Below are 19,125 nucleotides of genomic sequence, written 5' to 3'. Positions count from 1 at the left end.
GGAAGCCTACTGGGAGGCTCGCACATATAGCGGCGGTAGCCCGTCCACGATCTTCATCGTCTCCAGGCTAACCGTGACGATCCGGGATAGAAGGTCGAGGATGTAGCGGGGGTTGCCGACCTCGCGTGACCAGGCATTGGGGTCGTTGACGATGCCGGACTTCTTATCGGTCTTGACCTGGTAGCGGTCGATGATCCACTCCACGGCGGACCGAGACCCGAGCATGTACCGGTACGCGTCCGCAGGGATACCGTCGAGAGTGATCCTCGAGTTGTAGACAATGCTCGACCGGTCCGCGACGAGCTTCTTCGTCTCAGGGTCTCGAACCTTGGTGAAGCGCATCTTCTCGACGCGGAAGAAGTCGTAGGCAGCATCGCCTCCTGGGGCGGGCGTGTCGAGGCCTTCCAACGGGTAGCGCGAGACGCTCTCGTAGCCGAGGTGGAGCTCGCTCAGTATCCGACCGGCGTCGATGTATGCAGTCGGGTCGGTCACGAGTGGGATGCGCGGCAGTGACTTCTTCAGGTCCGCCGCGTAGGCCTGCCGGTAGTCGGGCGAGTGCAGCAGCCCGTAGCAGTAATAGAAGATGTCTTCCTTGGTGATCGCCTGGCCGTAGGCATCCTGGAACTTGGTCAGGGCTTCCCCAGTGATGTTGTCGACCTTGCGGTATCCGTCGACGACCTCGCCATCGTCGGACTCAAGGGAGATCATGCCCTCGTCGCGAACCTTCTCGTAGCGCCACCGGGCGAAGAACTGGCCGGTGTCCAGCAGGTGCAGGTCTGGAACAGCATCTGCAGCGATCAGGCAGAAGTCGTAGTGAGACGCCGGGCCGGTGAGGGTCCAGCCGCGGTTCTCGTGCGCGGGCGTCGGGAAGAGGTCGTTGAGCCGGTAGACCATGTCGTTGAGGCCGCGGTCGAAGTAGACGTGTTGGGGCGTGAATGGTCGGTAGGCGGCTGGCTGGATGCGGGTCGCGTCGAAGGCATGAGGGCGATCGCGGTCAAGGTCCGCGAGGAGGCTGCGGTTCCAACTAATCTGCCGTCCGTCTCGATTCGCGGTCTTCGAGGTGCGGCCTGCCCGACGGTCCTCTTCGTAGGTGTGGACGAGCCGCTGCATGTTGGTGCCGACCGAATCACGCGAGAAGTTGTAGCACCACGCGTCTCGCGATGTGGCTACTCCTCTGGAGTAGAGCTCGAAGATAGCTGCTCCACCATCCTTGTCACCGAGGGCGAGGAACGTGCTGAAGCCGGCTGAACGCTGGTTGAGCCAGTCGCCGTGCTCATTCGGCGTGATCCGCCTGCCCTCCATGCGCGCGACACTGGACACTTGCCTAACCTCTTCGACCTTCTCTCGCGCCGTCGTGTAGTCGCCGACCTGCCGATAGTGCACACGGGCGTCGCGGGTGCGGGTCGCACCTTTGACCAGAACGACGACAGCGACCGTCGCAATGGATCCCCCGCGGTCCCTCGCAAAAGCCTCCCAGATCGGCCGTCCTTCAGCCCCACCTTGTCGACGATTGCCGCGGAGGTTGAGGATGTAGATATCGCTGAACTCTTCGGCAAGGGTGAGGCGCATACCGTCGGCGGTGTTGGAGTCGAGCCAGCCGCCGTTGGTGACGTAGGCGATGATGCCGCGGTCGCCGATGCGCAACGAGGCCCAACGGATGGCGCGGATGTAGGAGTCGTAGAGGCTGTTCTTGTTGATCGCGCTTGACCTTGCCGCGTAGCTGTTCCTGATCGAGGCGTCCAGGTGCGGGTAGGTCTGGTTGGCGTTGTCATCGTTAGCGGAGTCCTGCCCCACGGACCAGGGCGGGTTGCCGACGATGACGGTGATGGGCAGGCCGCGTTGGCGGGCGATGCGCTGGCTGGTAGCGGGGAAGACGGACAGGGCGTCGGTGTCGCCGTCCTCGTAGGACTGGAAGGTGTCGGTCAGTACGAGTCCGGGGAACGGTTCGTATTTAGCGTTGTCGTCGAGGTGTCCGCGGACGATGTCCTGGTAGGTGGTGTCGATGTTGACGGCGGCGATGTAGTAGGCCAGCAGGAGGATCTCGTTGGCGTGGAGCTCTTCGGCGTACTTGCGTGCCAGGTCGTGCGGTTCGATCAGCCCGAGCTGCAGGAGGCGGACCATGAAGGTGCCGGTGCCGGTGAACCCGTCCAGGATATGGACGCCTTCGTCGGTCAGGCCCTGGTCGAAGTGCTTCCGTAGGACGTCGTCGGCGGAGCGGAGGATGAAGTCGACGATCTCGACCGGGGTGTAGACGATGCCGAGCTTGTCGACGGTCTTGGCGAACGCGGTGGCGAAGAAGGTGTCGTAGAGCTGGACGATGAGTTTCTGCCGGCCCTCGGCGGTGTCGACGCCTTGGACGCGCATGCGCACGGAGTCGTAGAACTTGGCCAGGGAGTGGTTCTCGTCGTCGAGGTTGTGCTCGTCCAGGGCGGTGAGCATCTTCTCCATGGTCTGGGCGACGGGGTTGTGCTCGGTGAAGGCGTACCCGGCGAACAGTGCCTCGAAGACGGGTCTGGTGATGAGGTGCTGGGCGAGCATGTCGACGGCGTCGGTGCGGGTGATGCCCTCGTTGAGGATGCCGCGCAGGCCGGTCAGGAAGGTGTCAAACTCAGCCGTGACGTTCGGGTCGCCACCGTCGAGGAGGGCGGTGATGCGGGTGGTGTGGCGGGTGGCGATGTCGGCGATGTCCCGGGCCCAGTCCTGCCAGTAGCGGCGGGAGCCGACCTTGGCGACGACCTTGGCGTAGATCGCGTCGCGCCATTCGTCTAGGAACGCCAGCGGCAACACCGCCTGCCCCCCGTTGCCATCACGGTCACCACCCTCGGGGCCGGGGACACCGATGACGTTGACCTTGTCGTCGCGCTGCTTGACGAGCTCGATGCGGTTGACCATCGCGTTGAACCGCTCGTCATGCGCTCGAAGGGCCTGCAGCACCTCCCAGACGACCGCGTACTTCTTGTTATCTCTCAGCGCCTCCTCAGCAGTCATCCCTGCCGGGATGCCAATGGGCAGGATGATGTAGCCAAACTCCTTGCCGGTCTCTCCTGCCGGAGGCTTGCGCATGACCCGGCCGACCGATTGGACAATGTCGACGACGGACTTGCGCGGAGACAGGAACATGACCGCGTCGAGGGTGGGAACGTCGACACCCTCAGACAGGCACCGGGCGTTGGTCAGGATGCGGCAGGTGCCGTCGGGGACCGGAGCTCGTAGCCAGTCCAGGCGAGTGTTTCGCTCCAGGGCGTTGAACGTCCCGTCGACGTGTTGGATCTCGCACTTCAGGACCGGGTCACCGGTGCTGTCATCCTCAAGATCGTGCGCGGCGGCATACTGCTCAACGGTCTGGGCGAAGAGGGACTCGATCTGCTTGGAGTCCTTGATCGTGCCAGCGAAAGCGACCGCCCGCCGCATCGGAGCCGGATCGGCCTTGAAGGAGTGCTCCGCCGAGCCGCGCTTGGCCAGCCCATTCCAGCACCCCACTATCTTGGCGGCGTCATCCAGGCGCAGCTCGTTGTTGTCGTCGGACAGCTGCAGCTGGAAGGTGCGGGACACCGACTCTTCATCGACTGCCAGGACAAGCACCTTGTAGTCGACGAGCAGGTCCTTAGAAACTGCCTCCCCGAAGGAGAGTCGGTGCAACTCGGGGCCGTAGATGGCCTCGTCGTCCATAGACGCCAAGACCGCGGCCGCCTCGCCCGCCTTCGCCTTGGATGAGTCGTCGTACAGGCGCGGGGTGGCGGTCATATACAGCCGCTTATGGCCCTGCAAGTAGGAATCGTCGTGCACCTTCACGAACGCGGACTCGTCCTCACCGACCAAGGTGACACCGGTGGTGCGGTGCGCCTCGTCGCAGACGATCAGGTCGAACGGTTCCAGCATGCCCTGGACCTGTGCCTGGGCGACGACGTCGATGGACTGGTAGGTGGAGAAGACCACCGTCATCGAGTCCTGCTCACCAAGGGCCTGGGTCAGCCGCGACTCCAGGACCGCCACGTTCGTTGTCGACGGCAACGCCAGGTCGACCGCCGAGATGTCTTCGTCCACCGCCTTGGATCGGGCAGTGGCCTTGCGGTCCGAGCACACCGCGATCGGCGCCAACGGCACCTGTGCCTCGGTGGCCCACTCCCGCAGCGTCTGGGACAGCAGGCTGATCGACGGCACGAGGAACAGCACGCTGCCACCTGCGCCGACCATCTGCTCGGCCAGCCGCAGCGAGGTGAACGTCTTGCCCGTGCCGCACGCCATGATCAACTTGCCCCGGTCACCAGTGGCCAGGCCCGCGGTCACGGCCTCGATGGCCTCTGCCTGGTGGGGGCGGACCTTCTTCTTGTCGGTGACCGGCAATTCCTGCGGCTGGGACCAGGAAAACTGGCCCCAGTCGACGATGGATGCCTCTAGGTCCGCCAGCCCGATCCGGCGGACGGGGACCTGCTGGCCCTGGATCGCATCCTCAGCGTGCTGGTTCCACCTGTCGGTGGTCGAGAAGATGATCCGCTGGGCGAACCCTTCCTTGCCAGACGCAGAGAGAAACGAGTCGATGTCACCCTTGCCGATCGTCGACGTCGGCGCGTAGAACTTGCACTGGATCGCCACGTTCGACCCAGTGAGCCGGTCCACCGCCACCAGGTCGATCCCCGTGTCGTGCTTCCCCTCACGGCCCGGCCACTCCTGCCACAACCACACATCACTGAACTGCTCCGCGAACACCGGATCCGTCTGTAGGTATGACAGCATCAGCTGTTCGAGCTTGGACCCCTTGTCAGCCTCTGACGTCGCCGCCTCTCGCAGTTCCTCCAGTACCTCATAGATCGACGTCGACATAGGCACGATCTTGCCTTACAGCTGTCGCTCACCGTCGCCTGCCCGGAGATGGTGACCGTCGTGGCCGGACGGCGGGCTCCGGCGTGGCCTTGGCTTCGTCGGCTGCGCGCTGCTCGGTCTCCTGATAGGCCTGGCCAACATGCAGCACTCACACCCCACGACGGCATCTCGGTGCAAGGGATAGGTGCACACTTCGCTCCCCCGCGTCCGCAGGGTCAGCCCATCACCGACAGATAAGCAAAAGTGATCCTTATCCACGCATCAGCCTATTGCCGCATACGGATGCCGTTTGTGCGGAGTTGTCGAGATGCAGCGAGGACTGCTCAGCCGGCCCGGCGAACCTTGCACGATCTGGGTCTTCCCGCACCTGTCGTGCAAAGTAGGGCGCCTCGCGGCATGTCCGGATGCTGCGGTCGGCCGCGCCACACCTACCGTTGTCAACCCAGGGTTGACGTATGGTGGATCGCGGTCTACGCTCGAACGGTGCAGTTGATGGACTCAAGCGTTCAGGCATGGGATCGCTGAAGCTGGCATTCTGCACGCGTTCAGGAACGCGGTTCGACTCGTGGAGATCGAGCAGTACGGCGAGGAGCGACTCATCGTCATCGGGCCAGACCGGGCTGGCAACTGGCTGGAACTGGTCGCTATGCCAGCCCACGATGCGGACCGGATCATCCATGCCGACCGACTGCGACCGAAGTTCTACGAGCTCCTGAAGTGAGGTGACCTCCATGGCAACGACGAACAGCAACGACATCGAGAAGGTGCTGGACGAGCTCGACCCAGCGACCGTCCAAGCTCGCGACGCCGTTCACTTCCGCCGGATCATCGCGGCGAAGGAAGGGATGGCTCAGGCCGAGCGCGAACTGCACGACGCCGTTCGCGCGGCACGCGAAGCCGGCGACTCCTGGTTGAGTATCGGTCTAGCGCTCGGCGTCACGAAGCAGGCCGCGCAGAAGCGTTTCGGGCGCTGATCAAATGCCGCCTCGCGCAGATGATGTTCACGGCCGCACGCCACATGGTCGCGTCGTTGTCATGGCTGCGCTTGTCGTGGGCTTGTCTGCCTGTGCGCCCTCGGCGGACTCTGAGAATTTCTCCGGCACCGCCACCAGCTCTCCTGGCGTAGACGTGGTCCGGAGGGTCGGGTGGGCAGAATCGCTGACAGTCCACACGGCCTGCTTAGCGGAGGCAGGCTTCCCGGCCTCTGGGGTGGGACCGGACGGTTCGGTGGAGTACGGGCCCTATGATGCGGCGATGTCGGAGGACTTCGACCGGGCCGACGAGACCTGTCGCGCCCAGTATCCGGTGGCTGAACTGGAACAGCAGGACTCTCCGGAAGCACGGGCGCAGCAGCACGCCTACCTGAGGGATGAGTGGGTCCCGTGTATGCACGAGACGTTCGATATCGACGTGGGCCAGCTTCCTTCGTTGGAGACATACCTGGCCGACCCCAACTAGCTGGACCTGCCGATGTTCGGCGCCGCGGTCGACGCTGCGGTGAAAGACGGCCGCCTCGAGCACTGGAACGCGTGGTGGCTAGAATGCCCAGACTGGAACGTTCCCGACCAGCGCCGCTAGCGGTGCCAACAACCTCTACCCAAAGTTTGAGTTCCAGCTGCCTCGCAACGAGTGTCCTTGACCAAGTCGGCGATACGGCGAGCCACATGCGCGGTGCCGAGCCGATCACCCGCTTGACTGGCCACAGGGTGATCCCGCCACGCCTCCACGCGAACTCCCTTACTGGTAACCATCAGTTATGTAACGGAGAGTCGCGGCGTTATTGGCTGCAATAGTGCGCCCGTTGTGCAATCTTCGCTGCATCTCGACACCGATGTCGAGATGCAGCCAAGACTGCACAGTCAGCCCGGCCAACCTCGCACGATCGGGCCCAGTCCACACGTGCAGTGCAAAGTAGCGCGCCCCGCGGTGGGGGCCGGACACAGCGTAGCCGTCCTCAGCGCGAGCAGCGCCGCTCCGGTGCCGTATCGCCGGAGCCGGCGGGTAGCCGTCCTAGTCCTGGGAGGAAGCGGCCCGTTCGGGCGGCGTAGGCGGGGTATGCGGCCGGGTGGTTAGCCAGCAGGTAGGGCTCCTCGACTGCCCGGACCTGGATCTGCACCCCCAGGATGAGCACGACCAGCGCAAGGGCGGTGAGCGGGGTGGGCACGATCAGCGTGAACCCGACCAGCGCCATCACCATCCCGGTGAAGACCGGGTTGCGCACACGAGCGAACAAGCCGGTGGTGACCAACGTGTTGCTCTCGTGGTGGTCGACGCCGACCCGCCAGCTGGTGCCCATATCCGACTGGGCACGCAGTACCACGGCGATGGCAACGACGACCAGCAGAAGACCGACACCGGCCAGAATGGGGTACCCGCCCCAGCTTGTGAGTGCGTGGGCGGCTGTGCCCAGCGGGCCGAACCAGCCGAAGGCTCCGGCTGCCAGTGCGAGCGTGCAGGTGACCAGCGCGGCGGCGAAAGCCAGTCCGCCGTACCAGCCCAGGGAGCCGGCCGGCTCGGAGAACCCGACGAACCCGGTGGCCCCGGTGCGCCGGAACTGGACCCAGGCCCGGACCCCGAAGGCCAGGATGAGGGTGGTCAGGTACAGGCCGAGGGCGATGCCCGCCAGCAGAGTGTCGCTCATACCGCGGCGCCTTCCACCCGAACCGGATCTGCCAACGGGGCCAGGGTGGGCAGCTGCTGTCTGGTGCGTCCGGCGCGGACGCCGTTGGCGATGACGACGACCTCGGCCAGCTCGTGGATCAGCACCACCGCCGCCAGGCCGAGGACGCCGCAGAGGGCCAGCGGGATCAGGACCGCGATCAAGGCCAGGGACAGCACGACGTTCTGCAGCATGATGGCCCGGGTGCGGCGGGCGTGGTCGAACGCGAACGGCAGCAGCCGCAGGTCATCACCCATGAGGGCGACGTCGGCGGTCTCGATCGCAACGTCGGTGCCCATGGCGCCCATCGCGACGCCGACATCGGCGGTGGCCAGCGCGGGTGCGTCGTTGACGCCGTCGCCGACCATCGCCGTGGGTGCGTGGGCGCGCAGCCGGCTGACCACCATGGACTTGTCCTCCGGTCGCAGGTCGGCGTGCACCTGCGCAATGCCGGCCTGCCCGGCCAGGGCGCGGGCGGTGACCTGGTTGTCACCGGTGAGCATGGCCACCGTGTAACCCTGGTCACCGAGGCGGGAGATGACCTCGGTCGCCTCCGGCCGCAGCTCGTCCCGGACGGCGATGGCGCCGACCGGGTGGCCGTCGACCTCGACCACGACCGCGGTCGCGCCGGCCTGCTGCATACCGGTCACCGCCGAGGCGAGCTCACCGGGCTCGGCCCAGGTGGGCTTGCCCAGCCGGACCCTCTCGCCGTCGACGGTGCCGACCAGGCCGGCGCCGACGACCGCCTCGACGTCCTGGGCGGGCGGCACCTGGTCGGTGGCGGCGAGGATGGCGGCGGCGAGCGGGTGCTCGCTGCGGGCCTCGAGCGCGGCCGCCCAGGCCAGCACCTGGCCCCGGTCGTGGCCGGGCGCGGTGGCGACGTCGATGACTGCGGGCTGGTTGCGGGTCAGGGTGCCGGTCTTGTCCAGGGCGACGGTGCGCACCTTGCCCAGGGCTTCCATCGCGGCGCCGCCCTTGACCAGGATCCCGCGGCGGCTGGCCGCGCCGATCGAGGCCACGGCGGTGACCGGCACCGAGATCGCCAGGGCACACGGAGAGGCGGCCACGACCATGACCAGGGCCCGGTGCACCCACACCGAGGGGTCCCCGAGCAGGGCGCCGAGCAGGACCGTCAGGCCGGCGGCGACCAGGATGCCGGGCACCAGCGGGCCGGCGATGCGGTCGGCTAGCCGCTGGGTGGTGCCGCGGCGGGACTGCTCGGCCTCCACCACGTGCACGATTCGTGCCAGGGAGTTGTCCTGCGCGGTGGAGGTGACCACGACCTCCAGGGCGCCGGCGCCGTTGATCGACCCGGCGAAGACATCCTCACCGGGCCCGGTCTCCACCGGCATCGACTCGCCGGTTATTGCCGAGGTGTCCAGGCTGCTGCGGCCGGCCCGCACGATCCCGTCGGTCGCCAACCGCTTCCCGGGCCGGACCACCATGACGTCGCCGACCACCAGCTGCCCGGGGTCGACCACGAGCTCGCGGCCCCCGCGCAGCACGGTTGCCTCCTTGGGCACCAGGTCCAGCAGCGCCCGTAGCCCGTGCCGGGTCCGGGCCAGGGAGTACTCCTCCAGGCCCTCGCTGAGGGAGAACAGGAACGCCAGCGCGGCGGCCTCCTCCACCTGCCCCAGCAGGGTGGCGCCCACGGCACCGATCGTCATCAGCAGGCCGACACCGAGCTTGCCGCGCGCCAGCCGCCGCAACGCCCCCGGGACGAACGTGGACCCGCCCACCAGCAGTGCCGCCGCAGCCAGCACCAGCTCGGCGATCTCCCACCCGGCGAGCCCAGCCAGCAACCCGACCCCCAGGAGGGCACCGGAGAGCAGACCCAGCTGCACCTCCCGCACCTGCCAGAGCCGGGTGACCGGCTCCTCCACCTCACCGGTGTGAGACGGCCGGGTGATCTCGCACCCGCACGCGTCCACGACGGCCTCCCGCTCCGGGGTCTCCTGGCCGCTCACGCCCCCGCCTCCTGCCCGGCGTGCGTGCGCAGCTGGTCCGGGGCCGGGTTGCCCTCGGTCCCGACGCCGTAGTTCGGGCACAGCGCCACCGCATACCCCGAGGAGGCAAGCAGACGCTCCGCGGCATCCAGCACGCCCAACAGCTCGGGCGCACTGGTCAGCGAGAACATCGAGGCCCGACCCTGCGGCCGGGATTCCACCAGGCCACAGTCGCGCAGGCACGCCAGGTGCGCGCTCACCGTCGACTGCGCCAGTCCGAGGTGCTCGGTGAGGTCCCGCACACGGTGCTCCCCCAGGCTCAGGTGCTGCAGGATCGCCAACCGGGAAGGGTCCGACAGGCCATGGAACAACGCCGCCGCAACATCGAGCCCGGCGCCTGCAGATGGTGTCTCAAGCGCGCCCGCCTCGTTCGATGTCATCGTCATATAACGATGATAGCGTGGTCTTGGGGGTCGTCGCCCTTAACTCTGCGGGGAGAGCCACCTGGAGCTGGTCGGACTTCCCTTCGAACCACCGCTAGCCACCGCTAGCCGCCAGCAATCAGTGCACGCTCATGCCGCAGGTCGTTCGTGGAGGGCCCGGTCCGCTGGCCTGTCCGCCTTCACTCAGGCGGTGGGTGGAGGCGGAGGAACTCGTTGAACCTGGGGGCGAACTGTCCTTCGCCGGGTTGCATCAGACAAGATGCGCAGGAATCCGACACTATGGCCAGGAACCTACACTGCGCGGGTCGACCGGCGCCCCAAAGACGCAGACACGGTCAGTTAGCCCAACTTGGAGTAGGGCATGGCCGTAAGATCCATAACAGTCACTAATTCATGGAATGAACTGGCTGTCGAGATGCAGCGAAGACTGCACAGCCGGCCCGGCGAACTTTGCACGATCAGGGTATCCCGGCACGTGCTGTGCAAAGTAGCGCGTCTCGCGGCATGTGCGGATGTGACTGAGAGGTCCGCGCCGCCGCGGCGCTGGCCTACACCCAGCGTGAGCGAACGAGCGCCGCTGCGCACGGGCTGAGGTCGCTGCCGACGGCATCGTCGACTGCGGGTTTTAGGTGAGGGCGATTCGCCGTCAGCAGGGCTTCGGGAGATGTAGCAGGTGGGCAAGTGTGTCGCGGCGGATGCGGGTTCGGGGGCTCAGAGGTAGCGGCAGACGGCCTGTGGTGCGCAGTTGTCCGGGGTCGCTCCTGCTGCTCGCTCACGCATGGGGGTGAGTGTGGCGCGTAGGGCTTGTAGGTCGGTGATCTGGCGGTCGATCTCGTTCAGCCGCTCGGTGAGCAGGTCGTGGACGTGGGCGCAGGGAGCGTCTCCGGCGTCGCGAATGTGCAGGACCTGGCGGATCTGGGCGAGGGTCAGTCCGGCGGCGCGACCGCGGCGGACGAAGTTCAGCCGGTCCACGGTCTCCTGGCCGTAGTTGCGGTAGCCGTTGGCGGCCCTCGGTGCCGGTGGGAGCAGCCCGGTGTCCTCGTAGAACCGCAGGGTCTTGGTGCTCGTGTCGGTCAGCTCGGCCAGTTCCCCGATGCGCATCGCCCGCCGCCCCTCCTGACTTGACCTTCCCCTGCACTGGAAGGTCGATCATGTCCATCGTAGACACCCGCCCGCGGAAGGAACCACCATGACCATTCCAGACTCGCTCGACCGGACCCGGCCGCAGCCAACCGGGGCGTTCGATGTCGACCTGGCCGTGATCGGGTCCGGGGGTGCGGCCATGGGTGCAGCGATCGAGGCCCGCCGCCGTGGCGCCTCGGCCGTGCTGATCGAGCGCGACGTCCTGGGCGGGACCTGCGTGAATCGCGGCTGCGTCCCCTCGAAGGCCCTGCTCGCCGCGGCCGGCGCCAGGAACACCGCCCGGGTCGCCCGCCATCCCGGGGTCGCCACTGCTGCCGGCGCGGTCGACCTTGCGGCGCTGGTCGAGGCGAAGGAGGACCTGGTCACCGACCTGCGGCAGACCAAGTACGTCGACGTCGCGGCCGCGTGGGGATTCGGCCTGCTGGCCGGTAGCGCCCGGTTCCGGGACCGTGACACCCTCGAGGTGGCCGGGTCGCCGTTACGGGCACGGGCCTACGTCATCGCCACCGGCGCCGGCCCGGCGCTACCGGACCTGCCCGGTCTGGGCGAGGTGGACTATCTGACCTCGACCACCGCGATGCAGCTGCGCGAGCTGCCCACCTCGATAGTGGTGATCGGCGGTGGGTACGTCGGACTGGAGCAGGCCCAGCTGTTCGCCCACCTGGGCAGCAAGGTCACCCTGGTCGGCCGGCTCACCCCGCACGCCGAGCCTGAGCTTGCCGACGTCATGCGTGAGGTGTTCACCGATGACGGCATCACCGTCGTCGAGGAGCACGCCGCCACCCTCGCCCGCACTCCGGACGGTGTCCGGGTCACCACCGTCTCCGGCGCCCAGCTGCCCGCAGCGCAGGTGCTGGTCGCGACCGGCCGGCGACCGCAGACCACCGAACTGGGCCTGCCAGCCGCCGGGGTGGCCACCGACGACGCGGGGTTCGTCGTCGTCGACGCCCACCAGCGCACCAGCAACCCGCGCGTCCTGGCCGCCGGCGACGTCACCGGCGGTCCCCAGTTCGTCTACGTCGCGGCCGAGGCCGGCCTCGTGGCGGCGGCCAACGCACTGGACCCTGCTGCGGACCGGTCGGTCGACTACACGGCGCTGCCCGCGGTCACCTTCACCCGGCCCCAGCTAGCCTCGGCCGGCCTGAGCGAGCGCGCTGCCCGAGAGGCCGGCTTCGCCGTCGACAGCCGGGTTCTGTCCCTGGCAGACGTGCCCCGCGCCCTGGTGAACCGCGACATCCGAGGTGCGGTCAAGATCGTCGCCGACACCACCTCCGGCGTCGTCCTCGGCGTGCACGCCGCCGCCGACAACGCCGGAGAGATGATGCTCGCTGCCACCTACGCCATCAAGGCTGGCATGACCATCGACCAGGTCGCCGACACCTGGGCCCCGTACCTGACCATGGCCGAGAGCCTGCGCCTGACCGCCAAACTCTTCCGCGACGAGATGCCCACCTCCTGCTGCGCCTGAACCCAGCCCGAGCGTGACGCTACAGCCACCGTGCGCCCCTCGTCCCACATGCTGCGATGTCCGACCAGGGCAGCCGTCCCTGTGCTCCGTGTGGCACTCCAGGATGTTCAGTCTGTCGGCAGGTGCACGGGCTCTTCCGCCCCGTGGGATCAGTCCTGCAACACCGACTGCGGGGTGACGAGGCGGGGGATGACCTTCACGTAGACCACCATGCCGAGGAGCTCGACCATGGTCTGGGTGACAACGACGAGCGGCACCAGGCTCAGGGGCGCAGGGAGCGCGAGTGCCAGCGGGAGCACCACTAGCGAGTTTCGAGTGGCGCCACTGAAGACCACGGCCGTGGTACTTGCCCTGTCGAGTCGTGCCACCCGCGCGGAGGCCATCCCGATGGGAACCATCACCACCAGAAAGGCCACGTAGAGAGGGACGACTGCGAGCAGCGCGGTGATCTCTTGGCCCACCCCATGGATCTGCGATCCGATCACCACAGCCAGCGAGGCCATCATGAGCGGAACCATCATCGCCTCCATGACGGCCATGACCGTCCTACCGGCTGCCCGCTTCTTCGACCAGCACTGGGTGAGGGCTGCCAGCGTGAGAGGGATGATGATCAGCCCGATGAGCGCTTCGAGGAAGGGACCGGTCTCAATGGCCGAGACGAGTTCCGGGCCGACGAAGATGAGCAGGTACAGAGGCAGCAACAGCATCTGGATCAGCATCAGCAGCGGCGCGGCAGCGAGTAGGCGCTCACTGGAACCGCCGGCCAGCCCGGAGAAGACGATCACGTAGTCGATGCACGGCGTGAGCAGCACCAGCAGCACACCCACCAGCAGAGCCGAGTTATCGGCCACGAACCGCGACAGGCCGAAGGCCACGAGGGGAACGAGGACGAAGTTCAGGACCAGGACCGTGGTCATGAAGCGCACATCGCGCACGGCCTGACCGATCGCGGCGAACGGGATCCCCAGGAACGTGGCGAACAGCAAGAGCCCGATCACCGGATTGATGGCGTGCTCAAGCGGTCCGGCAGCAGCAGGAAACGACCAGCCAAGGATCGCCCCGCCGACGATAGCCAGCAGGTACAGACCAATCTGTCGGCGCTCCATCGCACTGATCAGAGGGGTCACCGGCACCGTCCCAGTGTAGGGAGGTGATCGTGGCTCTTTGTCGTGCTGCGCACCGGCACCCGGTCCTGACCTGGGCCGCCCTCAGCAGCCGCGGTCGGGCTTCACCACCAGCCACCTGGGTGCCAGTGCCCCTGGAAGTTCACCGCCGGCTCTGCCACTTTCGCGCGCCTCGAAGGTCGACCGGGCGTCGCCCTGCTCGCCGCCGTCCCACATCTGGACAACTGTCGAGGTGCAGCGAAGGCTGCACACTCGAGCCGCCGAAACCTTGCGCGATCGGGGCACTTCTTCCGCGCCTACGTCCGCAGGACACGCTCACCGGGTGGGCCCCGCAATCGCCCCGCGAAGGGATGTGACCGGGGTTCAGAGGCCAAATGCTCCGCCTTCGACGAGGATGAACACGCCGAGGCCGATGAGGACGATGGGGAACAGGATGTGTTCCCAGCGTTCGAGGACTTCGGCGATCGCCTGGCGGGTGGCGACGAACTTTGCGGCCAGGACGAGGACGGGGACCAGTGCGAGGAAGACGATGCAGTAGGCGACCAGGGCGGTGGTGCTGACGCTAGCGAACACCGGCACGTAGACCCCGATGTTGTCCCCACCGTTGGCGAAGGTGATGGCGGCCACGGTCAGCGCGCTGATCTCCTTGCCGGTGAGTTTCTCGTCCTCGTCCTCGTCCTCGTCCCCGTTACGCCACGCTGTCCATGCGGCGTACAGGCCCAGGAGCAGGGGGATGAGCCCGAAGTAGGGCAGTGCGCCCGCTGGTAGGAAGCTGCGTGCTCCTAGGGACACGAGGACCGCGGCCAGGAGGATGGCCCCGAACCCGAGGTACTGGCCGATCAGAATCTTCCTCGTGGTGCCGGGGAGGCCGGCACCACGAGCGTAGAAGAGCGACAGCACGATGATGTCGTCGATGTTCGTCGCCAGGAACAGACCGATCGCCTGGAGGATCGAAGCAAGCACCGAGTGGCTACCTTTCGTGGGCAGGCATGCTGGCGCAGGCTGCCAGCCCGTGACGTCTGGAGACCGCCTGACTGATCAGGCGTGGCTGACCTGACGGTCAATCCTCGCGGCGGCACCCTTCAGGCGGGACCGGGGTGTCCGGGCGGCGCGTAGCCCGTTGGCGATGACGATGACCTCGGCGACCTCGTGGACGAGGACGACGGCTGCCAGGCCGAGCGCGCCGGTGATCGACAGGGGCAGGAGGACGGCGATGATGAGCAGGGACAGGGCGATGTTCTGGTTGATGATCCGGCGCCCGCGTTGGGCGTGGGTCAGGGCCTGGGGGATGAGGCGCAGGTCATGGCCGGTGAAGGCGACGTCGGCGGACTCGATCGCGGCATCGGAGCCGGTGGCGCCCATGGCGATGCCTAGGTCGGCGGCGGCCAGGGCTGGGGCGTCGTTGATCCCGTCGCCGATCATCGCCGTTGGACGACCCGTGCTGAGCTCGGTGACGGCTGCGGCCTTGTCCTCCGGGCGCAGCTCGGCACGGACGTCCTCGATGCCGGCCTGGGCCGCGATCGCGTGGGCGGTGCGGGTGTTGTCCCCGGTCAGCATGGTCACACCCACGCCGTCGCGGGTCAGAGTTGCGATGACGCCGGGTACCTCTGGGCGCAGTTCGTCGCGCACCCCGACCGCCCCGACCGGTTGGCCGTCGCGGCGCACCACGACGACCGTCACGCCCTGCTCCTCCATGGCCTCGACCTGGGCGCTCAGGGGTCCGGGGTCGAGCCAGCGGGGGCTGCCGACGGTGATCTGGGCGCCGTGGACACGGCCGGTGATTCCGTGCCCGGCAGTCTCGGTCAGGTCCTGGGCCGGTGCTGTCTGTGGTGCGGCCGCGGTGATCGCGGCAGCCAGGGGGTGGGTGCTGTGCTGCTCCACAGCGGCGGCCCAGCCGAGCACCTGCTCGCGGGAGACGCCGCCCACGGTGGCGACGTCGGTGACGACCGGCTGGTTGCGGGTCAGCGTGCCGGTCTTGTCGACGGCGATGTGGCCGATGCCCCCGAAGCGTTCGAACGCCGCCCCGGACTTGATGACCACGCCGAACTTGCTGGCTGCTCCGATCGCCGAGACGACGGTGACCGGGACGGAGATGGCCAGTGCGCACGGGGAGGCCGCGACGAGCACGACCAAGGCCCGGGTGATCCACAGTTCCGGGTCGCCCAGCAGTGATCCGAGGAGCGCCACCAGGACGGCGAGCACGAGAACTCCGGGTACCAGTGGACGCGCGATCCGGTCTGCCAGGCGGGCACGCTCACCCTTGTCAGCCTGCGCCTGCTCGACCAGGGCGACGATCGTGGTCAGGGAGTTGTCGGTCCCCGCTGCGGTGGCCTCGATCGTGAGCACGCCGGAGGTGTTGATCGACCCGGCCGAGACGGCGTCCCCGGGGTCGACCTCGACCGGGATCGACTCGCCGGTGATGGCCGAGGTGTCCAGGCTGCTGCGCCCCTCGCGCACCGTGCCATCTGTTGCGACCCGCTCCCCGGGACGTACCAGAAGGAGGTCGCCGACCTGCAGGCTTGCCGCCTTCACCTCGACCGTGTCACCGTCTTGGCGCACGGTCGCGGTCTGCGGCACCAGCTTCAGCAGTGACCGCAGCCCGGAGCGGGCCCGGTCCATCGCCTTGTCCTCGAGGGCCTCGGCGATCGAGTACAGGAACGCCAGCGCGGCGGCCTCCTCGACATACCCCAGGATCACCGCGCCCACCGCGCTGATCGTCATCAGCAGCCCGATGCCGAGCTTGCCCCGGGTGAGCAGCCCGCGCACCGCACCGGGGACGAACGTGGACCCGCCCAGCAGCAGACCGGCCCAGAACAGCACGGGCGCGACGCTCGACGCGCCGGACCACTCGGCGACCCACCCCGCGAGCAACGCGACTCCGGACAGGAGTGGGATCAGGACCTCCCGATCCTTCCACCAGGGACCTTCCTCGTCCTCGTCATGATCCAGGTCAGCATGGTCGACCTGATGCCCGGTGATCGCGTTCACAGGTTCACCGCCCGCCCGCCGCAACCCTCGACCGTGCAGGCTACGTCCATGCACGGGCCGCTCTCGTCCACCGCCAGGGTCACCTCGACCAGCGCGGTCAGCGCCCGCGTCAGGTGTGGGTCGGCGATCTCGTAACGGGTCTGTCGGCCCTGCGGCTGCGCCACCACGATGCCGCAGTCCCGCAGACACGCCAAGTGGTTCGACACGTTCGACCGGGTCAGGTCCAGGTCCGCGGCCAGCTCAGCCGGGTAGGCCGGACGGTCCAGCAGGGTCATCAAGATCCGCGACCTGCTCGGGTCCGCCATCGCCCGCCCCAGGCGGTTCATCACATCTAGACGAGAAGCAAGAGTCAGCATGTGCTGAACTATACATGGAACGCTGAACTATGCCTCGCCCGCGCTGGCGTGGTCTCGCAGGCCCACCGCCGCTGGCTCCCGTGGACGGCTACCAGGTGGCCCCTTCGCAGGTGTGGTCGGTGGACTCGACCTGCAGGGTGGCGTGGGCGATGCCGAAGCGGGCGCGCAGGACCTCGGTGGCGGCGTTCAGGACCGCCTGGCTGTCGGCCTGCTCGGTGGTAGCCAGGTGGGCGGAGGCGACGTCCATCCCGGAGGTGAGGGTCCACACGTGCAGGTCGTGCACATCCTTCACCCCGGGCACCTCTTCCAGGGTCCTGACCAGCTCTGCGGGCTCGACGCCGGCGGGGGCGTGCTGGCCGAGGACCGTGAGCACCTCACGGCCGAGCACGACGGCACGGACCAGCACGAAGATGGCGATGGCCAGTGCGATCACGGTGTCCCACACGGGCTCGCCGGTGAAGGTGATGAGCAGGCCGGCGGCGATGACGCCGACCGAGCCGAGAGCGTCGGCCATCACCTCCAGGTAGGCGCCCTTGACGTTCAGGCTTTCCCCCGCCCCGCCGCGCAGCAGCAGCAGGGCGACGATGTTGATGGCCAGGCCGATGGCGCCGACGACGAGCATCACCCCGGAGGCCGGCTCGGCCGGCTGGCCCAGCCGCCCGAACGCTTCGACCGCGATGTAGACCGACACTCCGACCATCATCAGCACGGCGAAGCCGGAGGCGAAGATCTCGGCCCGGTAGGAGCCGAACGTGCGCCGTCCGGTGCGGTCCGGGCGGGTGGCGATCGAGGTCGCCAGCAGGGCCATGCCGAGGGTGACCACGTCGGCGGCCATGTGGCCGGCGTCGGCGAGCAGGGCCAGCGACTGCGACAGCAGCCCCGCGACGAGCTCGACGCTGAAGAAGCCGGCGGTCAGGGCGAACGCGACGACCAGGCGCCACCGGTGCCGGGTGCCGGCCGAGCCGTGCCCGTGCCCGGCGCTCACGACAGCCCCTTCCCGTGCGCGGCCGCGCTCCCGGCGGGTCGGTCATGGTCGACGTGCTCACGGGACAGGTCCAGCAGCATCCTCACGTGCGCGTCGGAGAGCCGGTAGAACACGTTGCGGCCAGCGCGGCGCCCGGTGACCACACCAGAGGCGCGCAACAGCCGCAACGCCTGGGAGACGGTGGCCTCGGCGATCCCGGTGGCCGCGGACAGGTCACAGACACACAGCTCGCCCGCCTCCAGCACGGCATACAGCAACCGGGCGCGGGTGGGGTCCCCGAGCAGTTTGAACATCGCCGCCACCTTGCCCAGCTGGTCCGGGTCGGGAGCGCTGGCCCAGACCATCGCCACCTTCTCAGGGTGGACACAGGAGACGGTGCAACCGTCCAGCCCGACAACATCGTTCACGAACATCCCCAATCTCTGATCAGATGATCAAGTATCATCGCAGGGCCCGTCGTCCTGTCAAGCCCCTGCCCGTGGAGGCCCTGTGAACCGTCAGCTGTCCATCTCGATCATCATCCTGGGCGTGTTCGCCGTGGGAGTCGCAGGCATCCTCTGGCTCGCCCGACCCGACTCCCCGCAAGCAGCCTCCGACTCCGATACCGATCCAGCGGTCGGGACGTCCACGGCGCAGCTGGTGCGCCCGGACAGCCACGTGCTCTCCCAGGCCGAGGACCCGGACGCTCCGGTGCTGGTGGAGTTCCTGGACTTCGAGTGCGAGGCCTGCCGTGCGGCCTACCCGGTGGTCGAGCAGCTGCGCAAGGACTACGACGGGCAGCTCACCGTCGTCGCCCGCTACTTCCCGATCCCCAGCCACGCCAACGCGATCAACGCGGCCGTCGCGGTGGAGGCCGCGGCGCAGCAGGGGCAGTTCGAGGCGATGTACACGCGCATGTACCAGACCCAGACCGAGTGGGGCGAGCAGCAGGAGTCCAAGGCGGAGGTGTTCCGCGGGTTCGCCCAGGACCTCGGCCTGGACATGGACGCCTACGACGCCGCGGTCGCGGACGAGGCCACGGCGCAACGCGTCGCGCGGGACTACCAGGACGGCATCGACGTGGGCGTGCAGGGCACCCCCACCTTCTTCCTGGACGGTGAGCTCCTGCAGCCCGAAAGTGTCGAAGACTTCGAGACCGCGATCGAGGCTGCTCTTGCCGACTGACCCTCGAGCTGTCCGCGCTCGACCGGCG

At 67.9% G+C, this 19,125-nt stretch carries 16 protein-coding genes; 5 read left to right on the top strand and 11 right to left on the bottom strand.

The annotated features are described in order from the left end of the window. Window positions 1–6: 6 nt before the first annotated feature. Window positions 7–4,734 (bottom strand): DEAD/DEAH box helicase, encoded by a 4,728-nt coding sequence (locus tag ACTMMA_RS14875; RefSeq protein ID WP_441190906.1) that lies wholly within the window; start codon window positions 4,732–4,734, stop codon window positions 7–9. Between the two features lie 652 nt (window positions 4,735–5,386). Here ACTMMA_RS14875 and ACTMMA_RS14870 point away from each other — a divergent pair. The 3 genes from ACTMMA_RS14870 (at window position 5,387) to ACTMMA_RS14860 (ending at window position 6,279) form a co-directional block, all read left to right on the top strand. Next, complete coding sequence (locus ACTMMA_RS14870) at window positions 5,387–5,542, top strand: hypothetical protein (protein ID WP_441190905.1); 156 nt, start codon at window positions 5,387–5,389, stop codon at window positions 5,540–5,542. 10 nt (window positions 5,543–5,552) lie between these two features. Continuing rightward, window positions 5,553–5,795 (top strand): hypothetical protein, encoded by a 243-nt coding sequence (locus tag ACTMMA_RS14865; RefSeq protein WP_441190904.1) that lies wholly within the window; start codon window positions 5,553–5,555, stop codon window positions 5,793–5,795. A 280-nt stretch (window positions 5,796–6,075) separates the two neighbouring features. Beyond that, on the top strand, window positions 6,076–6,279 hold the full coding sequence (locus ACTMMA_RS14860) for a hypothetical protein (RefSeq protein ID WP_441190903.1): 204 nt from the start codon (window positions 6,076–6,078) through the stop codon (window positions 6,277–6,279). 496 nt (window positions 6,280–6,775) lie between these two features. Here ACTMMA_RS14860 and ACTMMA_RS14855 read toward each other — a convergent pair whose 3' ends face one another. The 4 genes from ACTMMA_RS14855 to ACTMMA_RS14840 form a co-directional block, all read right to left on the bottom strand. After that, window positions 6,776–7,462: a methyltransferase family protein gene (locus tag ACTMMA_RS14855; protein WP_441190902.1), complete on the bottom strand. Its 687-nt coding sequence runs from the start codon at window positions 7,460–7,462 to the stop codon at window positions 6,776–6,778. Then, a complete protein-coding gene (locus ACTMMA_RS14850; RefSeq protein WP_441190901.1) occupies window positions 7,459–9,447 on the bottom strand; it encodes a heavy metal translocating P-type ATPase in 1,989 nt (662 codons plus the stop codon). Before ACTMMA_RS14850 ends, ACTMMA_RS14855 begins: the two co-directional genes overlap by 4 nt. Beyond that, window positions 9,444–9,872 (bottom strand): ArsR/SmtB family transcription factor, encoded by a 429-nt coding sequence (locus ACTMMA_RS14845; protein WP_441190900.1) that lies wholly within the window; start codon window positions 9,870–9,872, stop codon window positions 9,444–9,446. The genes ACTMMA_RS14850 and ACTMMA_RS14845 overlap by 4 nt, the downstream gene beginning before the upstream one ends. Before the next feature lie 708 nt (window positions 9,873–10,580). Then, window positions 10,581–10,970, bottom strand: coding sequence for a heavy metal-responsive transcriptional regulator (locus tag ACTMMA_RS14840; RefSeq protein WP_441190899.1), 390 nt, complete (start codon window positions 10,968–10,970; stop codon window positions 10,581–10,583). Between the two features lie 88 nt (window positions 10,971–11,058). Between ACTMMA_RS14840 and merA the strand changes: the two genes are divergently transcribed. Then, entirely contained in the window at window positions 11,059–12,480 is a 1,422-nt protein-coding gene (gene merA / locus ACTMMA_RS14835) for a mercury(II) reductase (RefSeq protein WP_441190898.1), read from the top strand. 149 nt (window positions 12,481–12,629) lie between these two features. Here the strand turns inward: merA and ACTMMA_RS14830 are convergent, their stop codons facing one another. From ACTMMA_RS14830 to ACTMMA_RS14805, 6 genes are all read right to left on the bottom strand, one after another. Next, window positions 12,630–13,586 (bottom strand): arsenic resistance protein, encoded by a 957-nt coding sequence (locus tag ACTMMA_RS14830; protein ID WP_441190917.1) that lies wholly within the window; start codon window positions 13,584–13,586, stop codon window positions 12,630–12,632. Window positions 13,587–13,967: 381 nt separating this feature from the next. Then, window positions 13,968–14,567, bottom strand: a complete 600-nt coding sequence (locus tag ACTMMA_RS14825; protein ID WP_441190897.1) for a cadmium resistance transporter — start codon at window positions 14,565–14,567, stop codon at window positions 13,968–13,970. Between the two features lie 75 nt (window positions 14,568–14,642). Next, window positions 14,643–16,592: a heavy metal translocating P-type ATPase gene (locus ACTMMA_RS14820; protein ID WP_441190896.1), complete on the bottom strand. Its 1,950-nt coding sequence runs from the start codon at window positions 16,590–16,592 to the stop codon at window positions 14,643–14,645. Continuing rightward, a complete protein-coding gene (gene cmtR, locus ACTMMA_RS14815) occupies window positions 16,589–16,948 on the bottom strand; it encodes a Cd(II)/Pb(II)-sensing metalloregulatory transcriptional regulator CmtR (RefSeq protein WP_441190895.1) in 360 nt (119 codons plus the stop codon). The genes ACTMMA_RS14820 and cmtR overlap by 4 nt, the downstream gene beginning before the upstream one ends. Before the next feature lie 88 nt (window positions 16,949–17,036). Beyond that, window positions 17,037–17,933, bottom strand: a complete 897-nt coding sequence (locus ACTMMA_RS14810; RefSeq protein ID WP_441190894.1) for a cation diffusion facilitator family transporter — start codon at window positions 17,931–17,933, stop codon at window positions 17,037–17,039. Further along, complete coding sequence (locus ACTMMA_RS14805; RefSeq protein WP_441190916.1) at window positions 17,930–18,277, bottom strand: ArsR/SmtB family transcription factor; 348 nt, start codon at window positions 18,275–18,277, stop codon at window positions 17,930–17,932. Before ACTMMA_RS14805 ends, ACTMMA_RS14810 begins: the two co-directional genes overlap by 4 nt. Before the next feature lie 145 nt (window positions 18,278–18,422). Here ACTMMA_RS14805 and ACTMMA_RS14800 point away from each other — a divergent pair, with 145 nt between their 5' ends. Further along, window positions 18,423–19,097 carry a DsbA family protein gene (locus ACTMMA_RS14800; RefSeq protein ID WP_441190893.1) on the top strand — a complete coding sequence of 225 codons (675 nt, stop codon included), beginning with the start codon at window positions 18,423–18,425 and terminating at the stop codon, window positions 19,095–19,097. Window positions 19,098–19,125 lie beyond the last annotated feature (28 nt).

The organism is Ornithinimicrobium panacihumi, from assembly GCF_052073805.1.
GTDB lineage: Bacteria > Actinomycetota > Actinomycetes > Actinomycetales > Dermatophilaceae > Ornithinicoccus > Ornithinicoccus panacihumi.
This window is presented reverse-complemented; position numbering and strand designations above follow the sequence as displayed.